The organism is Bifidobacterium sp. LH_389 (assembly GCF_056357235.1).
Genome location: NZ_JBKEVR010000004.1, coordinates 163,905 through 187,171 on the forward strand (window position 1 = coordinate 163,905; position 23,267 = coordinate 187,171).

General features: G+C 61.8%; 21 protein-coding genes. 16 read left to right on the plus strand and 5 right to left on the minus strand.

The genetic code is table 11. From position 1 onward, the window contains the following. The first annotated feature begins 167 nt into the window (after positions 1 to 167). From AC1AZA_RS06320 to AC1AZA_RS06345, 6 genes are all read left to right on the plus strand, one after another. Positions 168 to 866: an ABC transporter ATP-binding protein gene (locus tag AC1AZA_RS06320; protein ID WP_223847561.1), complete on the plus strand. Its 699-nt coding sequence runs from the start codon at positions 168 to 170 to the stop codon at positions 864 to 866. Further along, the gene (locus tag AC1AZA_RS06325) at positions 859 to 2,283 is read left to right on the plus strand and encodes an FtsX-like permease family protein (protein WP_043164780.1); all 1,425 of its coding nucleotides are present in this window, start codon (positions 859 to 861) and stop codon (positions 2,281 to 2,283) included. Before AC1AZA_RS06320 ends, AC1AZA_RS06325 begins: the two co-directional genes overlap by 8 nt. 32 nt (positions 2,284 to 2,315) lie before the next feature. After that, positions 2,316 to 2,714: a DUF6591 domain-containing protein gene (locus tag AC1AZA_RS06330; protein ID WP_043164778.1), complete on the plus strand. Its 399-nt coding sequence runs from the start codon at positions 2,316 to 2,318 to the stop codon at positions 2,712 to 2,714. A 21-nt stretch (positions 2,715 to 2,735) separates the two neighbouring features. Continuing rightward, positions 2,736 to 3,092: a hypothetical protein gene (locus AC1AZA_RS06335; protein ID WP_052119033.1), complete on the plus strand. Its 357-nt coding sequence runs from the start codon at positions 2,736 to 2,738 to the stop codon at positions 3,090 to 3,092. 158 nt (positions 3,093 to 3,250) lie between these two features. After that, complete coding sequence (locus AC1AZA_RS06340; RefSeq protein ID WP_240540848.1) at positions 3,251 to 4,369, plus strand: sensor histidine kinase; 1,119 nt, start codon at positions 3,251 to 3,253, stop codon at positions 4,367 to 4,369. Further along, entirely contained in the window at positions 4,366 to 5,049 is a 684-nt protein-coding gene (locus tag AC1AZA_RS06345; RefSeq protein ID WP_043164775.1) for a response regulator transcription factor, read from the plus strand. Before AC1AZA_RS06340 ends, AC1AZA_RS06345 begins: the two co-directional genes overlap by 4 nt. 156 nt (positions 5,050 to 5,205) lie before the next feature. Here the strand turns inward: AC1AZA_RS06345 and AC1AZA_RS06350 are convergent, their stop codons facing one another. Continuing rightward, complete coding sequence (locus AC1AZA_RS06350; RefSeq protein WP_043164978.1) at positions 5,206 to 6,540, minus strand: ABC transporter substrate-binding protein; 1,335 nt, start codon at positions 6,538 to 6,540, stop codon at positions 5,206 to 5,208. 234 nt (positions 6,541 to 6,774) lie between these two features. Here AC1AZA_RS06350 and AC1AZA_RS06355 point away from each other — a divergent pair, with 234 nt between their 5' ends. The 6 genes from AC1AZA_RS06355 (at position 6,775) to AC1AZA_RS06380 (ending at position 14,648) form a co-directional block, all read left to right on the plus strand. After that, on the plus strand, positions 6,775 to 7,893 hold the full coding sequence (locus tag AC1AZA_RS06355) for an ROK family protein (protein WP_044088998.1): 1,119 nt from the start codon (positions 6,775 to 6,777) through the stop codon (positions 7,891 to 7,893). Between the two features lie 131 nt (positions 7,894 to 8,024). Further along, on the plus strand, positions 8,025 to 8,954 hold the full coding sequence (locus AC1AZA_RS06360) for an ROK family protein (RefSeq protein ID WP_052119032.1): 930 nt from the start codon (positions 8,025 to 8,027) through the stop codon (positions 8,952 to 8,954). A gap of 412 nt (positions 8,955 to 9,366) precedes the next feature. Next, positions 9,367 to 10,677, plus strand: a complete 1,311-nt coding sequence (locus AC1AZA_RS06365) for a sugar ABC transporter substrate-binding protein (protein ID WP_043164773.1) — start codon at positions 9,367 to 9,369, stop codon at positions 10,675 to 10,677. A 10-nt stretch (positions 10,678 to 10,687) separates the two neighbouring features. Further along, positions 10,688 to 11,623: a carbohydrate ABC transporter permease gene (locus tag AC1AZA_RS06370; protein ID WP_170114959.1), complete on the plus strand. Its 936-nt coding sequence runs from the start codon at positions 10,688 to 10,690 to the stop codon at positions 11,621 to 11,623. Further along, positions 11,623 to 12,492, plus strand: coding sequence for a carbohydrate ABC transporter permease (locus AC1AZA_RS06375; RefSeq protein ID WP_043164770.1), 870 nt, complete (start codon positions 11,623 to 11,625; stop codon positions 12,490 to 12,492). The genes AC1AZA_RS06370 and AC1AZA_RS06375 overlap by 1 nt, the downstream gene beginning before the upstream one ends. A 134-nt stretch (positions 12,493 to 12,626) precedes the next feature. Next, the gene (locus AC1AZA_RS06380) at positions 12,627 to 14,648 is read left to right on the plus strand and encodes a beta-N-acetylhexosaminidase (protein WP_150378756.1); all 2,022 of its coding nucleotides are present in this window, start codon (positions 12,627 to 12,629) and stop codon (positions 14,646 to 14,648) included. 123 nt (positions 14,649 to 14,771) lie between these two features. On the opposite strand, the gene AC1AZA_RS06385 is transcribed toward AC1AZA_RS06380, so the two are convergent. Next, positions 14,772 to 16,049, minus strand: a complete 1,278-nt coding sequence (locus AC1AZA_RS06385) for a tyrosine-type recombinase/integrase (RefSeq protein ID WP_150378757.1) — start codon at positions 16,047 to 16,049, stop codon at positions 14,772 to 14,774. A 384-nt stretch (positions 16,050 to 16,433) separates the two neighbouring features. Here AC1AZA_RS06385 and AC1AZA_RS06390 point away from each other — a divergent pair, with 384 nt between their 5' ends. The 4 genes from AC1AZA_RS06390 (at position 16,434) to AC1AZA_RS06405 (ending at position 19,644) form a co-directional block, all read left to right on the plus strand. Further along, on the plus strand, positions 16,434 to 16,811 hold the full coding sequence (locus AC1AZA_RS06390; RefSeq protein ID WP_094667167.1) for a hypothetical protein: 378 nt from the start codon (positions 16,434 to 16,436) through the stop codon (positions 16,809 to 16,811). A 114-nt stretch (positions 16,812 to 16,925) separates the two neighbouring features. Continuing rightward, the gene (locus AC1AZA_RS06395; RefSeq protein WP_476513841.1) at positions 16,926 to 17,888 is read left to right on the plus strand and encodes a hypothetical protein; all 963 of its coding nucleotides are present in this window, start codon (positions 16,926 to 16,928) and stop codon (positions 17,886 to 17,888) included. Continuing rightward, positions 17,885 to 18,955 carry a hypothetical protein gene (locus tag AC1AZA_RS06400; RefSeq protein ID WP_044089003.1) on the plus strand — a complete coding sequence of 357 codons (1,071 nt, stop codon included), beginning with the start codon at positions 17,885 to 17,887 and terminating at the stop codon, positions 18,953 to 18,955. The genes AC1AZA_RS06395 and AC1AZA_RS06400 overlap by 4 nt, the downstream gene beginning before the upstream one ends. A 14-nt stretch (positions 18,956 to 18,969) precedes the next feature. Beyond that, positions 18,970 to 19,644, plus strand: coding sequence for an ABC transporter ATP-binding protein (locus AC1AZA_RS06405; protein ID WP_052382033.1), 675 nt, complete (start codon positions 18,970 to 18,972; stop codon positions 19,642 to 19,644). 50 nt (positions 19,645 to 19,694) lie between these two features. Here AC1AZA_RS06405 and AC1AZA_RS06410 read toward each other — a convergent pair whose 3' ends face one another. From AC1AZA_RS06410 to AC1AZA_RS06420, 3 genes are all read right to left on the minus strand, one after another. Continuing rightward, a complete protein-coding gene (locus AC1AZA_RS06410) occupies positions 19,695 to 20,432 on the minus strand; it encodes a hypothetical protein (RefSeq protein WP_223847562.1) in 738 nt (245 codons plus the stop codon). Next, complete coding sequence (locus AC1AZA_RS06415; RefSeq protein WP_476513842.1) at positions 20,429 to 20,929, minus strand: hypothetical protein; 501 nt, start codon at positions 20,927 to 20,929, stop codon at positions 20,429 to 20,431. Before AC1AZA_RS06415 ends, AC1AZA_RS06410 begins: the two co-directional genes overlap by 4 nt. Positions 20,930 to 21,225: 296 nt before the next feature. Then, complete coding sequence (locus AC1AZA_RS06420) at positions 21,226 to 22,470, minus strand: tyrosine-type recombinase/integrase (protein ID WP_094667163.1); 1,245 nt, start codon at positions 22,468 to 22,470, stop codon at positions 21,226 to 21,228. Between the last annotated feature and the right edge of the window lie 797 nt (positions 22,471 to 23,267).

A 23,267-nucleotide genomic window follows, 5' to 3' on the forward strand; every position in this document is an offset into this window, starting at 1 on the left:
CGATTGACTCGTCTTTATGGATACTGTCGGCAGTAGCACTCTCGTAGGAAGGATTCTCGTCCATGAAAAAACAACCAAATGACTTCATTGGGGTAAATACATATTTATCGATTCAGGCGCGTGGGCTGGTCAAGCGTGTGGCTTCCGCTGATGGTTCCAGTCCGAGTGTGATTCTCAATGATGTCTCGTTGGATATTCCCGGTGCCGGGTTGACGGCGATCGTCGGGCCTTCGGGAGCGGGCAAGACCTCTCTGTTGTACGTGTTGTCCGGTTTGGACAGGCCCGACTCGGGCCGGGTCGTCATCGGCGGCACCGACATCTACGCGTTGGACGAGGAGCGTCGTTCGCGGTTCATCCGCGGGCATATCGGTTTCGTGTTCCAGCAGTACAACCTCGTGCCGTATCTGACGGTCGAGGAGAACGTGACGCTGCCGCTCTCGCTCGCCCATCGCAAGGCCGACTACGTGCATGTCACGCAGCTGCTGTCCCGGTTCGGCCTGCGCCAGAGGGCGAGGACCGTGGTGAGCGCCCTGTCCGGTGGAGAGCAGCAGCGCGTGGCCCTGTGCCGGGCCCTGCTCTTGCGTCCGGCGGTGGTGTTCGCCGACGAGCCCACCGGCGCGCTCGACACCGCGAACAGCGAGCTCGTGCTGCAGGTGCTGCGCGAGCTGGCGGATTCGGGTTCCAGCGTGGTCATGGTCACGCATGACACGGATGCCGCCGCACTGGCCGACCGCGTAGTCTTCCTGCGTGACGGCGGGATCACCCACGTCGCGGGCAGGCTGACCGCCGGGCAGATCGTCGAGGGCATGCGCCGCACGTTCGAGCCGCCCATGTCGCAGCACGGTCAGGAGGTTCGCCGTGGGTAGGTATGTGCTTCGCGTGTTCCGCGACAATCTCGCGGGTTGGGTGCCCACGATCATGGTGGTCGCGGTGGTGACCACGCTGGTGGGCGTGTGCATGAACCAGTTCGTGTGGACCTCGTCGCCGTCGTTCGCGTCGGCCGCCCGGCTGGCGGGTTTGGATCCGGCCGAGTTCGCCATGGTGTCGGTCACGATCTATGTCGTGGTGGCGTTGCTTGCGTTCTTCTCGCTCACGGTGGTCGGTTCGGCCACGGTTGACCGCATCCGCGGCACGTTCGCGCAATGGCGTCTCATGGGCGCCAGCCCGAGCCAGGTGCGTGCGGGCATGTGGATGCTCGTGGGCGTGGCGAGCCTCATTGGCTCGCTGCTCGGTTCACTGATCGCGATGCCGGCCAGCCTGCTCGCGGTTCCCGAGTTCGACGCGATGGCCGCGGAGAGCTTCGCCGGCGGGCTCGGCTCGTTCGTCCCTCCCGCGTTCGCGCCGTCCGTGGCGGCATGGCTCGGCTCGCTGCTGTTGGGCGTGGTCACGTGCATGCTGGGCGCGTTTGTGCCCTCGATGCGTGCGGCGAAGGTCCGTCCCATCGAGGCGATCCGCGGCAAGGACGCGCCGATTGGACGGCGTGGATGGCGGTATTGGGTGCGCTGGGCGCTGGGACTGGTTGTCATGGCGGCGGCGCTGGTATTGGCGTTCTCCGGCATGGGCATGCCGCGCGCCCGCGCGTTCGGACAGGAGGCCGGCCAGACGTTCAACGGCGCATTATGGGCCGGGATCATCGCGTCGTTCGGCATGTATGTCCTCGCCGGCGTGCTGGTCCCGATCCTGTTGGACGCGGGACGCGTCATGTGCCGCCTGTGCGGGTCGGCGACCGGCGTGCTCGCGGCCCGTGCCGCTAGGGCGAAGGCCGTGTCCAGTATGAACACCATCGCCCCGCTCGCACTGGCTCTGGGATTGTCCGCGACCCTGCTGACCTGCGCGCGGTCCTACGGGCGGATACTGGCCCTGGGTGGCCATCCGACGAGCCTGAACTACGCGGACTCGCTGCTGATGATCGCGATGCTGTGCATCGTGTCCCTGGCCACGAGCCTGGCCGTCATCGCGTTGTCGAACCGCGGCATGGTCGCCGACCAGGCGCTGCTGCGCAGCATCGGCATGTCGCCGCGCCGGGTGACGCGCATGATCCTGTGGCAGAGCCTGCAATTGGCCGCCGGCGCGGTCGTCCTCGCGCTCATCCCGGTCGCCGTCAGCTCGCTCGTGCTCGCCACACGCTCCATCACGCTCGTCGGTGTTCCGGTGGCCGAGATCCCGTGGACCGGTGTGATCGGCGCGGCAGCGGCCTGCTGGCTGGCGTTGTTCCTCATCCAGTACATGCAGATCCGCCCCGCGTTGCGCCGCAGCGTGGCCGACGCGATCAGAAGCCGTTGACGGCACCGGATTCGGAAAAGGAGGATGAGATCATGCCTGTCCGATACACGGCCATGCCGAGGCGAGCCCCGGTGTCCATGCTGCTCGCGTTCCTGCTAATCCTGACGGCCTTGTTCGGGCTGGCGGCGTGCGGCTCCGTCCAAGGCTCCTGGCCGGACGGCCAGTATGCCGGCCGGGTGCCCGAACCCGATCGGGTGACGACCCGTATCAGGGACGAGACCGACAACGGCTATCTGATCGACGTGTCATGGACCATCGCCGAGGCGAAGGACTACGCGCGAAAGATCAAGGACGCGGGCTTCACCCGCAACGCCACCGAGGAGGAACAGGCCGGCGTATACGACTACACGGCCGACGACGGCATCGTCAAGGTCTCCATCAGTGCATTGCCTGGTGACAACGGCACCATCAACATCAACAAGCTCCAATGACACTCAAAAGGATCGGCGCTCATGGACATTCCCGCACATCACGAACCGTCACCCGGCAAGCCCCTGTCGGCGTCACCGCCCGTCCCGGAGCCCGGCCGGCCGAACCCGCCCCAACCGTTGCAAGCCGCGCCGAACGATTCGATCGTCGGATTCCTGCTGCTCGGACTGTTCCTGTCCCTGCCCGGCGTGCTGATCGCGTGGATCACCGGCCGCGACGGGCACGGATGGGAGCATGGCGGCCGCGTCGCCGCATGGATCGGGGCGCTGCTCTCGCCGTTCGTATGGCTGGCCATCATCATCGTATTCACTTTGTTGTTCACCGGTTCGGTCACGATGCTCGGCTGCCTGATGCCCGGCGCGGACTGTCTCGCCCAGTAAGCACGCCGATGACCCGGCGAGACGGCACAGTGGATCGTATGGAACGGCAAACGGTGAACGTCGGCAGGGTCACGGCCACAGCCATGCCATTATGCGTGCTCGCGGTCGAGGTCATGATGCTCATGTGGGAGCGCATAATCGGCACCCCATTGGACCCGATGTACACGCTCGCCAAGCAGACCGGCGGATTCGTGCTGCTGTTGCTGGCCCTGTGCCTGTCATGCTCGGTCTTGATGTTCCGTTACCGGGTCCCGTCCGTCACATTGATGTCGCAGCTCGTCCTGACCCTAATGCTGTCCTTCTGGCATGCGGACTCGATTCTGCTGGTCCAGCTGGTCGCGGCGTTTTACGCGTTCATGCGCACGACCGGGGAACGCCGCATGTACATCGGATCCCTCGCGACGACGTTGGCCGTGACCTTGGCGACGTTCATGTCATGGCCCGCCAGCCAGTTCCTCGGCGAATGGCCTGGCCGCATCCTCCTACTCGCCCTCGCCGGCGCGATCGCCCTGGCGCACCGCGGCATGGTTCAAGCCAGGAGAGCCACGGCCGCCGCCGGCCTGGAACACCGGCGCGCGCAGACCGCCGTCAAGCAGCGTGACGCCGCGGTGCGTCGTTCGCGCATCGCCGGACAGCTGCACGACAGCGTGGGTCACGGGTTGACCACGATCATCGCTTTATCCGAGGGATTGAGCGGTAAGACCGGCGACCCGCGCGTGGACGAGGCCCTGAAAGGCATCAACGAGATCGCACGGGAAAGCCTGGCGGACACGCGCAAGGCCGTGCGCGCACTGACTGAAACCGACACGACCGACGAAGACCCTGCTGAACCGGGATCCCGGAGCATGCGTTCATGGGATGACATCCGTCCGATCCTCGCACATGCCCGCACGCTCGGCATCATCACCATATTCACCGAAACCGGCATCCGCGCCGACGACGAACCCCAGGCGGACCTCTGCTTCGACGTGACCCGAGAGGCCATAACCAACGCCATCCGCCACGGCAGACACGTCACGCATCTCAACGTCTCATGGAACCACCAGCCCAACGGAGTCACCGTCATCGTCCGCAACGACGGAGCCACCGGTGCGGCGCAAGCCGTCGCACCCGATGACGGCACCGGATTGGCCGGACTGTCACGGCGCGTGCAAGACGCCGGCGGCACGTTCGCCTATGGGCCGGTCGATGGCACCGAATGGCAGGTCAAAGCGGTCATTCCCCCAACCGGGAACATGACCGGGAAGCAACCGGCCGAAAGGAAGATTCAACCATGATCCGTGTGATGCTCGTAGACGACCAGAGACTGGCACGCCTCGGTTTCCAGCTCATGCTCGACGACGTGACCGACATCACCGTCATCACCTCAGCGGAAAACGGGCAATCCGCCATCGACACACTCAACCAGTTGGATGCCAATCACCGGCCATTGCCCGACGTGATCCTCATGGACGTGCGCATGCCCGGCATGGACGGCATCGAAGCAACCCGACACATCGCCAGACACTGGCCCACCATCAGAACCCTCATCCTCACCACCTACGACGAAGACGACTACGCCTTCGGCGGGCTCGACGCTGGAGCCAGCGGATTCCTACTGAAAGACATAAGTAAATCACAATTAATGGAATCGATAAAAGCTGTTTTTGAAAATGGTAAAATTCTTACTCCACGAATAACAAAGAAACTAGTAGAATATCAACAAAGCAAATTCATTTTTCAAGACCAACAAAATATATTTATTGAATCATTCAAGAGTCTTACTACTAGAGAGCGTGACATATGTGCCTTAATCGCACAAGGACTCAGTAATGAAGACATAGCAAAAAAACTATTTCTGGAAACCAAATCAGTCAAACGCTATGTTAGTCGAATTCTATCGAAACTTCATCTTTCAAACCGCACCCAAATTGCAATCAATTGGATTAAATCGGGTGTTTTTACACAACTGAAATAGTGACTTCAATTCAAACATAGGCCCATGTCAATATTTCACACATTTATGAAATGTGCTTAACATGAAGTATCCATCTAATTACGAGTATAATTTATATACTCCTTTATAATACTATATGAACCATAGCTAATTTCTTACAGGAGTCATCTTTGTAATCTATTCATCTTGAAACGATGCAAATCCTTGGTCAGCGGCATAATTTCTTAGCGCTATCTGCCATTTGCCAGCAGCAGTCCTGAAATCGGTCTTGCCGGAGAAGAACGATCCCATATTGTCGTTGTAGATGGAGCGGGCGTAGGGTTCGAAGGGCAGAAACTCCCATTTGCCGGTGACGTTCTTGGCGGCCTGGGAGAAGACCTCGTTGTATTTCTGTCCGCCGAAGAACTCGTTGTCGCTGCCGTCGGCGTTCCTGAGCGTGGTCTTGGCGAGGAAGTCCTTCTGGTCGAGGGTCTTGGTGGTGGCGGGGAAGCTGCCGTTGGATACGCGGGCGTCGATGCCTTCGTCGTTGGTGGTGACGTATTCGACGAACTTCTTGGCGGCGTCGAGTTTGCCGTCGGGGATCTTCTTGGTGATGGCCAGTCCGCTGCCGCCGTATTCGCCGTTGATGGGCGTTCCGTCGATGGTGGGTAGGAGGGCTACGCGGAATTTGCCGGTGGCTTGGGGCACGCCCTGCAGGAGGTTGTTGGCCATCCATGCGCCGCTGATGAGGCTGGCGATGGAGCCGTCGCCCAGTGACTTCATCCAGTCGTCGGTCCAGGTCTTCGTGTGGACGTCGATGAGGTCTTCGTCGCGCATCTTCTGCCAGAGGTTCATGAACCGCTGGGCGCCCTTGTCCTTGGTGATATTGATGGTCAGTTTGTCGTCGTTGAGTTTGTAGGCGTGGCCGCCCATGGCCCACATCATCGCGTTGAACAGGCCGGCGTCGCCGGAGTCGGAGGTGATGTAGGAGCCGGTGGCGCGGATCTTCTTCGCGTCTTCGTAGAACTCGTCCCAGGTGGTCGGTGGTTGGCCGATACCGGCCTTGTCGAACACGTCCTTGTTGTAGAAGTAGGCCATGGGGCCCGAGTCGGCAGGCATCGCGTACAGGCCGCCGTTGATGTTCACGGAGTTCCATGTGCCGGGAGTGAACGTGTCCTTGAACTTGACGGTGTCGTAGACCTTGCTCAGATCCATGAGCGTGTCCGAGTGCACGAACTGCGGGATGGCGAGGTATTCGATCAGGGTGACGTCGGGCAGGCCATTGCCGGCCTGGGCCGCGTTGTTGAGCGCGGTGTAGGTCTCCTCGGTGCTGCCGACGTTGCTCACCTTCACCGTGATGTCGGGGTTGGCCTTCATGAAGTTTTTGGCGGCGCGATCGATGCTGGCGTCCCACGACCATACCGTCAGTTCGGTCTTGCCCGAGCTTGTTGTCGTGTTGCCGCATCCCGCGAGAGGGATGAGCAGCGCTCCGATGGCGGCCGTGGCGATGGCTGCGCGTGTGGTGTTGTTCATGTTGGTCTTCTTTCCGTGCTCGACCATCTTTGGCCGTATGTCGCAACTATTTTGTTTGGATGTCGAACATGATTATGTACAAAGATGGGAAACTTGTCAAAGTGCCGGGGTTTTCATATTGTCAGTCCCCTGATGGGTGTTATCCTGAAAGCCGTTCGAGGATGACGCCGGGATGTCCGTCCCGATAATGTGATTCCGCATTTTCCGCAATCGTCTCACCCGAGGAGGGCTCCCATGTACGCTAAATCCAATCCCAGCGATGCAAGGGCCAACAACCGCAGACTGCTGTTCCGGCTACTGTTTCCCGACCGGCAGCTGTCGCGCGCCGACCTGTGTAAGGAGACGGGGCTTTCCCGCGCCACCGCTACGGATGTGACCGGCGAGATGATCGACGACGGCCTGCTGAGGGAACTGGGGTCGGGCAGGCGCGACGGCCGGGGCAAGCCGGGCACCCTGCTGGCCATCGACGCGGACGTGCTTCGTCTGGTATGCGTCGATCTGTCCCGCCCGTATGTGATGACCGGCGCCGTGATGGACCTGCGGGCCAGAATCGTGGAGCGCCGCGAACGCGTGCTCGATGATGGCGACCGGGTCGATCTCGACGATGTGCTCTCGCTTGTGGGCCAGATGATCCGGCTTGCCGGTTCGGGGCTCGTCGGCATCGGCGTGGCCGTCCCCGGCGTGGTTTCCGGCGCGGGGAGGGTGATCTCCAGTTCCAATCTCGGCTGGGATGACGTGGAGCTTCGCGACATGCTCGAAGGCGAGTTCTCGTTGCCGGTCCGAGTGGACAACGACGCGAACGCGGCTCTGCTCGCCGACCGCTTCCTCGGGCACGGCAATCCCAACTGTCTGCTCGTGCAGATCACTCGGGGCATCGGCGCGTCGGTGCTGCTGAACGACGAGTTCGTGGAGGGCGATGACCATGCGGCCGGCGAAATCGGCCATGTCGTGATCGATCCCGCCGGCCCTGCGTGCACCTGCGGCAAGCGCGGCTGTCTGGAGACCTATGTATCGGCCATCGCGTTGCGCGACCGCATCCGCCGGAATCCCGAGCGGCGCGCGGACATCCTGGCCGAGGCCGGCGCAAGGCTCGGCAGCGCGCTGGCCATGCCGGCGAGCCTGCTGAACCTTCACGACATCGCCGTCTACGGGCCTCCCGACATCGTCGGCGAGACGCTGCTCGGCGCATGCGGCGAAACCGTCAACTCCTTGTCGCGGAACGACTACCAGAGCAACATACGGGTGCGCCGGTGCGAGCTCGGCGACGACGCCACCCTGCGGGGGCAGGCGGTCTCGGTTCTGCGCGAGATCGTGGGCAGGCGCGGGCTGTCCGCGGCGGCGGCCTCGTCCTGATGGATGCGGCCGCCGTCGCAGGGCGCGCATGTCGTGGTGTATCATCGCTTCCCGAATCCAATATGTAAGGATTTCGAACATAATGATCGGCGGACGAAAGAGAAGTCCGTCCAACGGGAACGGAGATTGCCATGATGATGAACGGCGGCGGCGCGACGGAAATAGAGAACCTGCGCGTCGGAGTGGATGTCGGGGGAACGAAGATCGAGGCGGTGCTGACCGACGCGGCCGGCGCCATCCTCGCGTCCGGACGCAGGACGGCCCGAAAGGGCGGCAATGAGGTCGTGGAGGACGTGGCCGCCATCGTGCGGCAGGTGGCCGGCATGAGGTTCGGTGATGTGAGATCGGTGGGCATCGGCATCCCGGGGTTGGTCCACCGAGACACCGGGCAGGTGGAGAACGTGGTCAATCTCGGAATCGAGAAACTGGAGCTCGGGGGCCGCGCGTCCGGCGTGCTCGGTCTGCCCGTGTGGGTGGACAACGACGTGAACGCCGCCGCGCTGGGAGCCTATGGGACGCTTCCCGAACGGCTCCGTCAGGGAAGGATGGCGTTCGTCAACCTGGGGACGGGGCTGGCGGCCGGATTCGTCCGCGCCGGTCTCGTCGAACGCGGCGACACGGGCGCCCTCGGGGAGATCGGCCACCTTCCGGTGGATTCCAACCGCGTGGCATGCAAATGCGGCCAACGCGGATGTCTGGAGACCGCATGCTCGGGAGGGGCTCTGCGACGCATGTGGCCCATGGCGGATCCTCCGCTGCCCGACATCCTCGCGAAGGCCGCAGGAGGCGATGCCGAAGCCGGGCGGGTTCTCGGCATCCTGCTGCATGCCCTCGCCGACGTCGTGCAGATCGTCGCCCAGGGCGAGGACCCTTCGGTCATCGTCATCGGGGGCGGCGTCTCGCGCGTCGGCTCCCCGTTGCTTGACGCATTGCGCGGGGAACTGCGCAGGCGGGAATCCTCCAGCGGTTTCATCGCGGGTCTGCGCCTGACGGAACGTCTGCGGCTCGCCGACCCGTCGATTCCGATCGGCGCGCTCGGTGCATCCCTCATCGCCTGCTGACCGCACTTCCCGATGCAACGCCCCCCTTCGGCGCGTCGGGCCGAATGCCGCGCGTTCCGTCAGGTTTCGCCAAGCAAGGCCGTAGCATGCCCCTTATTTTGTTCGACTGACTTGCAAAAAAGATAAAGGCGTCATATCCTTGGCTATCAAGGAGGTTGAAACCAACTAAGGGAATTAAGCAAGGATGACTAACAAAATTCTGGTCATTCATGCCGTGATGTCATGTCGAGGAACGATGTGACATCACGTTCCCAGGCGCTGTTTCGGGCGCCGGCGACGGCGTCCGAAACAGCATCGTCCACGCATGGCAGCGCGGGCGGATACGGACCCGGGACCGTCGTGCGCAGCGGCACGTCGCGCCATTCCTCCGAACGGCGGCGTCGGGCAGGCATTCCAGGAAAAGGAAACCACCATGAGAACGAAGAGGATTTCCGCGGCCATCGCCTTGGCGGCCGCGTCAGCGCTCACCCTGTCGGGATGCTCGATGGGAGCCCCGTCCGGCGGATCGCAGCAGGATGCGTCCGCGGGCGGCAAGCTGACGGTGTGGATCATGCAGGGCGACCAGAGCGAGGACACCATCAAGGCGATCAACGAGCGGTTCACCAAGGAGACGGGCGTCAAGGTCGATGTGCAGACCCAGGTGTGGGCCGACATCAACACGAAGGTGACGACCGCGCTGTCCACGGACACGCCGCCGGACGTTATCGATCTGGGCAACACGCAGGTCGCCGGGTTCGCCGTGAGCGGCGGCCTGCTGGATCTGACGGACAAGGCCGACGACATGAGGCAGGGGCACACCTGGCTGTCCGGTCTTGAGGAGCCCGCCACCATCGACGGCAGACTGTACGGCATCCCCGCGCTGGGGGCCGCCGGCGCCGTGATCTACAACAAGAAGATGTGGTCCGCGGCCGGAATCGACAATCCGCCGAGCACGTACGAGGAGCTTGAAGCCGACCTGCAGAAGCTCCGGGACGCGAACACCGACAAGGACTTCTCCCCGTTCTACATGCCCGGCCGCGATTGGAAGTCGGCGGCACGGTGGATCTGGGATGCCGGCGGCGACTTCGCCGAGCAGCAGTCGGACGGAACCTGGAAGAGCACCCTGTCGAGCGACAATTCGCTCAAGGGCATCGACCAATGGCTGGAATTCCAGCACAAGTGGTCCTCCGAGGCGTCCCGTTCGCTGGATACCGGCAACCCCGACTTCAGCCAGCTGCTGGCCGAAGGCAAGACCGGCGCGATCCTGAACAACAGCGCCGGCATCCGCACCATCCAGCAGTACAACCCCGACCTCACGACCGACGATCTGGGATCGTTCCCCATGCCCGGCGCCAGCGGCAAGCTCCAGCCGGCGATGATGGCCGGTTCGGTGTGGGGCGTTGCGCAGAAGAGCAAGCGTCAGGAGCTGGCGCTCAAGTGGATCAAGATCGCCGCGAGCCCCGAGATCCAGAAGGACTACGTGTTCGCCAAGGACGGGTGGATGCCCAACTACGTCGAAGGCCTCGACGAGGTCATGAAGTCCGCGGACTTCCCGTCCTACCTGACCGGCTTCTTCGAGTCGGCGAAGAACACCAAGGCCACGCCGGCGTCCCCGCAATGGCTGACCATCGAGAACGACAGCTCCCTGAACTGCTTCGGCGACATCGCCACCGGCGCGACCACGGCCAAGGCCGCGGCCAAGTCGTTCGACGAGCATGCGGACTCCCTGTACGCGAAGAAGTAGGGGAAGCGTGATGAGCAATGCGCAATCGACGGCTGCCGCCGTCCCCGTGGTGAAGCGGCGTCGCAATCTGACGCCCCTGTGGCTGCTGACGCCCGCCGGCGTGATCATCGTCGCGCTGGTCGTGGTGCCGTTGGTCTTCCTGGTCTTCACGTCGTTCACGGACTTCAACCAGAAGACCCTGTTCACGGGCTCGTTCAACATCGTCGGGTTCGACCAGTACGAGAACGTGCTGGCCGACCCGGAGTTCTACAAGTCGCTGGCCCGCACGTTCGGGTTCGCGGCCGCCCTCGTGGCCGGCAGCGTGCTGATCGGCATGGGCGTGGCCCAGCTGATGACCAAGCTGGGGCCGGTGATGCGCTGGCTGGTCACGTTCGTGCTGATCTTCGCGTGGGCCATGCCGAACGTCGCCTCGTCGGTGGTGTGGAAGTGGCTGTTCCAGCCGGGGTACGGCGTGGTCAACTGGCTGCTGACCCAGACCCGGCTGTTCGGCGACGTGACGAACCTGTCGTGGACCGACAACACGTGGCTCGCGTTCCTGGAGATCTGGCTGCTGGTCGTCTGGCAGGCCGTCCCGTACATCGCGATCAACCTGTACGCGGCGACCACGCAGGTGGACAAGTCCTGCCTTGAGGCGGCCCAGCTGGACGGCTGTTCGAAGCTGCGCTGCTACTGGCAGATCACCGTGCCGCTGATCAAGCCGAGCCTGATGGTCATCACGATGCTGTCGGTGATCTGGGACTTCAACGTGTTCAACCAGATCTGGCTCGTCTCCCAGGGAGGACCCCGCGAGACGACCGCGACGATCGGCATCTTCACCTACAAGAAGGCGTTCGTGTCGTTCGACATCGGCACCGGCGCCGCCGCGAGCGTGCTGGTCACGCTCATCCTGCTCGCCCTGACGAGCGTGTACATCCGCTACCTGCTCAAATCCGGGGAGGACCTGTGATGACCACCGCAACCATAACCTCTGCCGCGCCGCGAGCCAAGCGCAGCCTTTCCTCACGGCTGCGCCGCATCGGCACGATCGTGTTGGCCGTCGCGTTCTGCATCGTGTGGATCTTCCCGGTCTACTGGATGTTCGTCACGTCGATCAAGCCGCGCAACCAGATCATGACCGCCACTCCCGTGTTCTGGCCCGCGAAGCTGTCGATCGACAACTTCATGGTGGCCGTCACCCAGACGTCTTTCCTGACGAACCTGAAGAACAGCGTGATCGTGACCGCCGTGTCGATCGTCCTGTCGATCGTCCTCGCGTTCTTCGCGTGCGCGGCCCTGACCCTCTACCGGTTCCGCGGCCGCAAGGCGATCATGGTGTTCGTGCTGGCCATCCAGATGACCTCGGGCGGCATCATCCCGCAGTTCATCATCTTCAACCAGTTCGGCCTGCTGAACAAGTACAGCGGCCTGATCCTCGCGTACATCGCCATGGTCCTGCCGTTTGCGATCTGGAACATGCGCGGCTTCTTCCTGAACATCCCGAAGGACATCTTCGAGTCCGCGGCCGTTGAGGGGGCCAACGACTGGCAGATCCTGTGGAAGATCACCTTCCCGCTGGCCGCGCCCGGCATCGTGTCCACGTCCGTGTTCGCGTTCATCAACGCGTGGAACGACTATATGACCGCTTACACGTTTATGAAGGATCAGGCGAAGTATACGTTGCCCGTGTGGCTCTCCTCGTTCTCCACGCCCACCATGGGCACCGACTTCGGCGGGCAGATGGCCGCATCCGTTATCTTCTCCCTGCCCGTCGTGATCTTCTTCATGATCATTCAAAGGAACATCATGAAGGGCGTCACCACGGGAGCCGTCAAATAACCCAACCGAATCGATCGGCAGCATGTGCGGTGTCGGGACCATATCCGCGAAATGGCCTCGACACCGCACTGCCATCTCAGGGCCAAACGAACCTCACAACAATCCTTAGCGATATGCCAAGAAAGGAACTTCCCATGAACGGCCAAATACTCCTGCAAGGATGGACCATCATCCCCACGCCGCAAACCATGCAGCATAAAGCAGGCATCGCATTGCTGCCAATGTGCGGACGAATCAACGAAGCGCGCACGGTCGGTGACGATCGGCATATACTCGCCGCACAACTCATCGACGACATCCGCGCAGCCACCGGATTGGAATGGGACATCGCGACGGGCGACCGCTGGCCGGGATTCATCACCCTGACCATACTTGACAATCCCCATGCACACCCGTCCGGCTCGTATACGCTCGATGTCACCCCGGATGGCGTGACCGTCGCGGGCGTGGACTTCGAGGGCGTGCGCAACGGCGTGCAGACCCTGCGCCAGCTCATCCGCCAATGCGGCGCCGCCCTGCCCTGCCTGCACATCGAGGACCGGCCCGCCTTCGAAACGCGCGGCTACTACCTCGACGTCACCCGCGGGCGCGTCCCCACCCTCGACTGGCTCAAGACCTGGGCCGACAAACTCTGCCTCTACAAGTACAACCAGCTCCAGCTCTACGTCGAACACACCTTCGCCTTCGACGGGATGAGCGAGACCTGGCGCGGCTCCAGCCCGCTCACCCCGCGCGACATCCTCGACCTCGACGACTACTGCGCCGAACGGGGCATCGAGCTGGTGCCGTCGGTCTCCACGTTCGGCCACCTCTACATGGCCCTGCGCACGCAAAGCCTGCGCGACCTCGGCGAATTCCCCGAGAGCGCCGACGAGCCGTTCGGGTTCATCGACCGCATGCGCCACCACACGTTGAACATCAGCGACGACCGCGCCTTCACCCTGTCCACGAAGCTCATCGACGACTACCTGCAATTGTTCCGCTCCGACAAATTCAACATCTGCGCCGACGAGACCTTCGACCTCGGCAAAGGCCGCTCCAAACCCCTCGCCGAGAAGGTCGGCGTCGCCGCCATGTACGCCGACTACGTCACCCGCCTGTGCCGCCACCTCGAAACCCAGGGCAAAAAGCCGATGATGTGGGGCGACATCACCCTCGAACACCCCGAAATCCTGAAAAGACTCCCCGAAACCGTCACCCTGCTCAACTGGCAGTACGACCCGCAGGTCACCGACGAGAAGGTCCGCACCGTCGCCCGATCCGGCGCCACGCAGATCGTATGCCCCGCCGTATGGTGCTGGAACGCGCTCCTGCCGCGCATCGACGACGCCTGGAACAACATCACCCGCATGGCCCGCTACGGCACGCAATACGGCGCGCAGGGCATGCTCGTCACCGACTGGGGCGACCTCGGCCACGTCAACGACCCGCGCATGGCCATCCCCGGAATGATCATCGGCGCGCAGGAGGCATGGAACCCCGGACGCATCCCCGACGAGGCCGACATGCTCCGCCGCATCTCCCGACTCGAATACCGCGACGCCAGCGGCGAACTGCTTGATATCCTCACCCATGCCAGTCATGCGGCCAGCTTCGAATGGAACCATCTGATCACATGGCTGGAACTTGATGACGGACGGGGCGGCGTCAACACCGGGGTCCTGCAAACCATCCCAGGACTGCTGCCGGAAGACGAACGACCGGACGACGTGGTCCGCGCCCTTCAGGACGGAAGCCGGGCACCGTCACTTGCGGAATCCCGACGGATGCTGTTCCGCTATCTGAAACATCACGTCACGCTCGGCGAAACCGCAGATCACCTTCTACAGACCAGTGCCCGTCGAATCTCCGCAATCGCCGCGACCTCAGGACCTTGGACCAACGGGGATGCCGCTGCATTTCGCGTAGCCATCGAGGGGCAGCGACTTCTGAACCGAGTTGGCCTCCGACTCGCGTCCGAGACCGGGGTCATTGGCACTGTGCAATCGGGTGAGGCGATTCAGCATGACGACGCGGTGAACCTTGCCGAAGCATTGGAGATCTGGATGGAGGCGTATGCGGCGCAATGGCGTACTCTCAGCCGAGACTCCGAACTCCGTCGGCTGCAAGATACGGTGTGGGAGTTAACGGACTATCTGCGCTTCCAATCCGTCTGATGCTGCGATTGTGAGACTTCGACCAGTCAGATACCGAAATGCCGTGAGGGACCAGATTCAGATCCCTCACGGCATTTCCTATACGAAGGTGAGTCACGTATCGCGATGGTGCATCACTTTGGTCTAGAATTCACGCCGCTGGATACCGCTCATAAATGATTCGGCAAGCTCGTCAACCACTTGACTCTGATGTGAGGCGACGGTGAGCTGGTAGTACCGGATGGCAACCTTCTCACTGACGTGTCCCAATTGATTCATGACTTCCCGCAACGTTCCACCCTGAATCATGAGTAATGTTGCATGGCTGGCTCGTAATGCTTGGAATGTCAGATCAGGGCGTCCTGCTTTCAACCGGGCTTTGGCGAACTGGCCGTCCAGCGTTGTCTGGGACATGATTCTTGCACGTTTGGGCACGAACACCGGCGAATCCGGTCGGGTCAGATCGCAGTAATCAGAAAGGTGCTGTCGAATAAGAGAAATCAGCGTATCCGGGATGTGTACGTTCCTGATGCTGGATTCCGTTTTCGTCTTACCGAATTGGAGATCCCCTCTGTCAGCGTCACCGCGATTCACGGAATGCCGGACGTGAAGTATCTGCCTGTTCAGATCGATGTCTTGCACCTGCAGCCCACATAGTTCGCCACATCGCAGACCACCCACTAAAGTCGAGAGGAATACGGACAGTCTGGTGTAATCGGGCATGGCATTCGCCAGCAGGATCAATTCGGAAGGAGTCACCGGCGGCACGTTGATGCGGGCGGGCTGTGGCGCTGGCGGAATATGGAATATGAAGGGATTGAAGGACAGCAATGGCTCCGAACCATCCAATCCGCCACGGGTGGCTGACTCAAGTACCGCCTTCAGCCGCATGCATGAGCGTCGGAATGCCCACCGGCCTTCCGGGTGAGGCGCATCATACCAAGCCTTGATGATGGACGGAGTGATCTCGTTAAGCGGCAGGTCTCCAAGACTTGGCAGAAAATGGCCAATGTCCAGATAAAGATTGCGACGCGTGCCACCGGCGATGCCATTGCCGTCGGGCAGCCGGTATTCCTCGGCCCATCGCATCACATAGTCGCGGAACAGCATATTGCGTTGTGTCCGGCTCTTTTCCGCGACGGCTTTTCGTCGGCTTCGTTCTGTTGGATGAACCCATTCGGCGATGCCGTTACGATGGAGGCTGACAAGGTACTTTTCGGCTTCCAGCCATCTACGGGCTTCGAGCTCCTGATCCGGCTTGAACTGGCGTTGGACGCGTTTGCCGGGTTCTAATGGATTCGGATATCGAACCTGCCATGCGATTAGCATGCCGGTTCTGTCATAACGGGCCAGCACGGTTCCCCACTTGCTTCGCGGCGGCTTCTGCGGATGGTTTCCATGGGAATGCCTGATTTTCGGCATATTGATCTCCCTCGATCGCGAAAAGGCGCACCCTGCGTGCGCCTTGTGGGGAGATTGAAACCAAGGAACAGTGTAAGTGAATATGCTGAAAGAGCCGTTGTTTGTTTTTGTCATCTTGAGATGACAAAAACAAACATAATCAGTATTAGGTTGGCTATAGAAGCAGCTAGTTGTAGCTTTCCCCTTCTCCGATTGACGTATTGCGAGTCATCTCTAGATGTCAATAACTCCTTCTCTGATTGTTTCTATCTCGCTGGGGTAGAAGACTGAATCTTGCAAGATGAAGTCATAGGGCTTCGACACCTAGCAGAAAGGAAAGTAATTATCATCTAGTTTTTTTACGCATGTCTTTACACATTCCAAATTTCCAACAAAGGAGTAATCATGATTGTTCGAAAGAAATTTACGGCAATTGTCCTTGCGGCAATTCTGGGTATCGCTGGCATCGCATTGCCTTCTACCGCTTTTGCCGGCGGTCCGAATTATGGTCGCACATGGGAAAGCAGCATTGGCGGCATCAAGGTGAATGGCTACGTACAGATTCAGGCTTCCTATAATGATGGCGGGCGTCACGCGCGTCGCGGATATCAGCGTTTCACCCGACAGGCCGGCCCCAGCTTGGATACCGGACGACTGTATACATCAGCCGCTTCCTATTCAGGAGACACTCAGGTTCGAAGCAGGACGGACTCCGTCTGGGATTCCGTATTGTGGGGCGATAAGTACGTCACGCACTATTACTGGGGTGTTGAATACTTCTGACGCATTTCTTATTGCACCCATCTAGAAATACCGTGATTGGAAAGATACGGAATGCTAAAAATTACCCGTCATCTAAAGTTTTTTTCTACATCCATTTGCGCAATATCGTTGCTGTTGGGTGTGTTGTCTTCGTTTCTTGCCTGGGCGGTGTACTGGAGCGTTCTTGATTGGCGTGGATCGCAATGGGGCATGTCCGATGCGCGGACGCAACTGGTGCTGACCGCGTCGGCGGATGCCGGGCACGACGACGGGAAGAATCTTGAGGCGACGCGTGATCTGGCCGAGTATCTTTCCGGTCACGGTATTTCCCTGTTGGAGGGTTCCGTGGGGGACGGTTGGCCGGCGATCGTGTTCCAGTCGTCGGGGGCCTCCATCGGATGGGCCGATGCGCTTCCGCGCGGATGCCGGGACATGGACAGTCGCGTGGCTTGTGTGATCGAGTCGTCGTTCTCGGCCGGGCAATGGCGTGAGCATGGGGATGCACCGCTATTGCCCGCCGGGTTTTCCGTCGGCGGTGTCGTCAGGGTTCCGGGGGTGAACGTGGGCGGCAATCTGCAGTATGTGCTCCCGTTGGGGGCGGTTCCCTTGTTTCCCGGCAGCGTGTATGTGAACACGAGCGACCCGCAGCGGCTCCGGGAGATTTCGGATCTGTTCGCGCGCTGTGGCATGGACGTGACCCAACCGCAGGCGCAGTCGTTGTGGTCGTCCCTTGCCGGTGATTCCTTCGTGGGCGTCACCTTGTTGTTCCTCGTACTGGCGTTGGTCTGCGCCTGCGTGTGCGTGACGACGATGGAGACGGCGAGGAAGGCCGACCTGCATGTCAGGCGATTGTTCGGTGCCACTGGCAGGCAGGTGTGGGCGGGCCGGGTGCGCGGGGCCGTTGCCTCGATTGTGACGGGCGTGCTGGCGGGAACCATGTTGAGTGCCGTGCTCATCACCGTGGTGTCGGGCAGGACCGGCATCGGCCCGGCTGTCGCGTTCGCCGCGGCCTTCATCGGCGGGACGGCCCTGACGGTGCTGGTGACGGGTCTGGCCGAATGGTTCGGCATACGATCGAATGACGAGGTGGAACGATGATCCATGAACTGATGACCGGCGTCCGTATGGGATTGAGGCGATGGGGATCGATTCTCGGCATCACGCTGCTCGTCGTCTTCGCGGGAAGCGTGTTCACGATGACGCTCAGCGATGTGCTGACCGAGTCCAGCGTGATCGGCGGCGAGGCTCGTCTGCGGGCCGTCGACGCGGTCACGTTCTCCCCGCAATACCTCCTGCAGTCCCCGAGCAAGACGGACCCCAAGGTGGCGGATGGCCTGCGGGACATGCTGGAGCAGGGCAGGGCGTACTCCGCGATCGTCAACAACGTCGAGATCGACGATCCCGGGTTCGCCAACGGCATACCGGCCATCGTCCTGATGGGCAACGTCGATGACGTGTTCCCCCGATTGGGCTTGTGCTCCCACGCGCCCTGCGCGTCCATCGGCTACCGGGTGGACCGGGCGCAGGCGCCCGACAGTGTGCATATCGCCGGCACCGACGTCAGGGTAACCGGCACGCTGCCGGCCTCGGCGGCCATATTCGACCCGAACACCGCCGGCATCAACCTGGACCGGTATCTCGTCATCCGGCTCGACCCGAGTTCGTTGAACCGGCTCAACGACATCGAACTCGAAGAGGCGGTGACCAAAACGGTCATGTTCAACCCGTCCCGGACCCGGCTCGACGGTTTCATCACGGGAAGCCGCGACGCCGGCCTGATACTCGTGCCGCACCGGCTGAACACGGAGCAGCCCCAACGCGACAGGGATCTCATCGTGCGCGCGCTGATGTACCTGCTCGGACTGTCCGCCTTCCTCGCGCTCACCGTCATCGTGATCATCCAATCATTGTCCGTGACCCTCGCACGGGAGCGGCCGGCGATGCTCGTCCGCCGGCTCTACGGCGCCACCGCCGCGGACGAGGCGATCCGCGTCGCCGGACTCATCCTCATCATGCTGCTGCCCGCCGCCGTGGTGCTGGCATGCTTCCAGCTGATAGGGGAACCGGTGGCCACCGCATCCCGGACGATGATCGCCGTCATCCTCGCCATGGCGGCCCTGGTCTGGACGATCGCCGTACGACGCGCAACCACACACATTCAATGAAAGAAGCACCGACCATGCCACAGACGACCATAGACGCCCGAAACCTGACCAAACGATACACGGACGGGCAGGCGCAGCTCCTCGCCGTGCGCGACGTATCCCTGCACGCCTCGGCCGGGGAGTCGATCGCCATCATGGGACCGTCCGGATGCGGCAAATCCACCCTGCTGCGCATGATCGGACTGTCCATGCAACCCACCTCCGGCTCCCTGCTCCTGCAAGGACGCCCGACGCCGGAAAACGACAAGGACCGGTCCGCATGGCGCAACCGCATGTTCGGCTTCATCCCGCAGGACTACGCGATCCTCGAAGACGAGCCCGCATGGGCCAATGTCGCCATCCCCATGGAATACGCGAAACCCAAGATCAAGCGCGCCGAACGCCGGCAACGCGCCACAGCCGCTTTGGAACAAGTCGGGCTCGCCGGCAAGGCGCGACGCATGCCCGGGCAACTGTCCGGCGGCGAAAGGCAACGCATCGCCATCGCCAGGGCGACCGTGATGCACCCCGCCATCATCATCGCCGACGAACCCACCGCGGCACTCGACACGCACACCGCCGACACCATCATGACCATGCTCCTCGCGCAATGCAGGCAAGGCGCCACGCTCATCCTCGCCACCCACGACCCACGCGTCGCAGCCCAATGCGACACCACCCTCACCATGCGAGACGGCGCATTCATCTGAAGGTTTTCGCAAGGTACAACTGGATCTGCAAGAAAAGGAATTGCCGACAATTACCATGTGGAGAGCGTTTCAATAGTGTCGAGCCCGTCTTGACGGTGTGATTCATCGAGGTTGTCCCAGTACGGGGAATCCTCGATGAGCTTGTCGTGCAGGAGTCTGATGCGTTTGCGGTCGGTGCCGCTGTGCAAGCGTGCGAGCTCCGCATCGGGATCCGGGATGAGGGATGCGAGCATGGCTGCATCATAGAGGTGACGGTCACCGTAGCCGGCGTGGTCGGCGCTGTAGGCCGCGCTCTTGAGTATCAGCGCGCCGAGCAGGTCCGGGATGCGAACCACGACTTCGGCGCCGTCCTTGTCATCGATGAGTTGGACCTGCATGCTGCGTTCCACTGCCTGCGCGCCGCCCGGCATGGATAGCACCGGTGTGCCGGCGATGGTCGCGTCAGCCCCAAGGAACTTGGGAAGGTGATCGGCGACCAGCAGGTCCACGACGTCGCCGTTCGGCGCGATCATGCGGGTCGTGTATCCGGTCAGCGTGCCCGGCTGCGTCTCGAACCCGCGAGAGGTGAGAATGCCGCGCAGTCTGGCGATGCCGCGTCGATCCGCCATGAGGTCGGCGAGCAGGTCGGCGTCGGTGGTGGGTCGTGCTGTCAATCCGCCCATGATGGCGTGCAGCTGGACCATGAGCCCGCCCGTAAGCAGCCATGATTCCGGGATGTTCGCCGCGGCTACCGCGTACACGGTATTCCACGGATGGCCCGTGTTGGGGATGCGGATTGTCGGAATCATGCCTGGTGCTCCTTGCGATGATATTCGTCGATCAGCTGTTGAAGGGTTTCCATGCCGGCGCGGCGTTCTCTCGGGTCGTTGGATTCAGCCAGGTCGGCCGCGCATACGCCGAGAGGCATCGGCCCCTCGCCGGCGGGAAGATCGTCGGCGACGTGGAGCCGTACCCGGACCGGAGTCGCGCCTTGCTTCAACCGGCATTGCCGAATGGCGTCGTTCAGAGCATCGGCGGTGACGTAGCCTTCCACCACGTCTGTGGCGGTCAATTGGAACGAGGCGGCCAATGCTCCGGTGGCGGCGGAGGGACGGATGAGGGTTTCGACCTTGTCGAGGTTGGAGCCCCTGCACCAGTATTCGACCGTCGTCGCACGCCTGCGCGCGAGACGGGTCAGATTCTCCGCATCCATCTGCCTCAGGTATCCCCTGAGCCGGTATCGCTGCTGTCGGCCCAGCCATGGCGCGTCGAGCCCGCTGAGCATGTATAGCGCCCCGAACGCCATGTCTGGTGAATAAGGACGCCCATCCGCACCCTGCCACTGTGCTTGGCGACGTACGGAATCCTCCGTAATCAGCGAGCCGCCTCCCACGGAAAGAGATTCAAGCCGGCCAGCAGCGCGAAGCGCGCTGACCCGTCGCTCGCTCACTCCGAGTCTACGGGCGGCTTCCCGCCGTGTGAGCAGCGTCCGATTCGTTCTGATAGCCATATTCCTATTGTATACAGAACTATTCCAGATTGGGAATAGTTCTGTATACACAGGGCAACAGGGCGTCTCAATCCGTATTCGTCTGCATGTGGTCATTGCGCTGCTTTGATGAAGTCTTCGGCGAGTTGGTTGACGATCTGGTTGCGGTGTCGGGCGACGATGCGCTGGTAGTGCTTGATGGCGACCTTCTCGCTGACGTGACCGAGTTCGTCCATGACTTCCCGCAGGGTGCCGCCCTTGAGCATGAGCAGTGTCGCGTGACTCGCCCTCAGGGATTGGAAGGTCAGGTCGGGGCGGCCGGCTTTCTCCCTGGCTTTGCGGAACTGGGCCTCCAAAGTGGTCTGGCTCATCACCGAGGCTCGTCTGGGGCGGAAGACCATGGCTTCCGGGTCCGTCCATTCGCAGTGCCTGAGCAGGTGGTCGTGAATCAGGGGCACGAGCCCGTCGGGGATGGGCACGGTGCGCCGGCTGGAGTCGGTCTTGGTCCTGGCGATGCGTGTCGAACCGCGATCCGCATAGCCCCTGTTGACGGAATGTCGCACGGTCAGGCGTTTGGCCTTCAGGTCGATGTCCTTGATCTGCAGGCCGCACAGCTCGCCGCAACGGAGGCCTCCGACGAGCGTGGCGAGTATCACCGCCAGTCTCGTGTAGTCGGGCATGTTCTCCGCGATCAGCTTGAGTTCCAGCGGCGTGACCGGTGGAACGTCCTCCCTGGCGGATCGTGGCGCGGGTGGTATGGGCAGGATGAACGGGTTGTCGCGGATCAGCGGCGGGGAGCCGTCCATACTCATCTTCGTGGCGCTGGCGAACGCCGCCTTCAGGCGCATGCATGAGCGGCGGAACGCCCATTGCCCCTCAGGGTGCGGCGCGTCGTACCAGCGTTTGATGTCCTTCGGCGTGATCTCGGTCAGGAGCTTGCCCTTGAAGCCCGGCATGAAGTGCGCGATGTCGAGATACAGGTTCCGGCGCGTGCCGCCGGCTATCCTCTCGCCGTTCGGCAGCCGGTATCCTTCCGCCCACCGGGTCACGTAATCCTCGAACGAGATCAGGTTCGCGCGCTTCCTGCGGCGGCGTTCTGACGGATGGACCCATTCCTGGATGTTCTTGCGATCCAGTTCCACCAGATGCCGTTCCTCTTCGAGCCACTGGTGCGCCTCGTGCTCCATGTCCGGCTTGAACTGACGCTGGACCTTCTTGCCCGGTCGTTTCGGGTCCGGGTACCGCACCTGCCAGGCGACGAGATTGCCTGCGGTATCGTAGCGCGGCGTCACGGTGCCGAACCTGCTCCGCCGTCCCGGCGACGGCCCCATACTGTCCTTCTTCGTCCTTGCGGACATGATGATGCTCCTTGTGCTGAATCCAAGATCGATGGCATGGCATAACGGCCTCGGAAAAATGCCACCAAAAATGCCACCAAGTGGCCGAATACGCTCTCAGTGAGCCATTGCACCTAAAAATGCACCTCTAGTGCCTTAGGCCTTGCAATCATTGAGGTTTAGGCTGATTCGATCACTCGTCACAGGTCGTTTCGACCATCAGCCGCATGAAGATGACGATAAGGAGCAACACTGCTTGCGTGTCTATTGGAAGAAAGCGGGAACCGTTGCTATGATTGATTTTGTAAGTAATGAAGGTAAATTTATTTGCCCCCGGAGTGGTGGAGATGGACCTGTACGACGCTGGGCCGTATCCCCCTCTCTGGGGGTACTTGCGGCATCTGCCATGAAAAGCACCGGAATCCTTGGGTTCCGGTGCTTTTCTGTTTTTCTTCCCTGCTTTCCGGACTGGACGGAGCCGTCCGCTCGCTCAATTGTCCGCTCAATCGGTCCAACCTGTGCCCTCAAATTCGCAGGTTGGACCGATCGCGTGATTTTCGGCCCCGAAAACGGCCGACTTTTCGCATGATCGGTCCAACCTTTGCGAAAGCAGGCGCAGGTTGGACCGATCGGACAAAAAGGAGGGCGATTTCGGCATGGCAGTGCTCGGGCTGCGGGTCCGGGCTGCGGCGGTCGACCCCGCCATGCCGACACGGTATGCTGCATTCGCGGTATCTGGTCAACGAGCCGGTCGGTTGCCTGATCGTGGGGCATGACGGCTGTCTCCTCATGGGCCTGCTCCGCATCATCGCCATGCC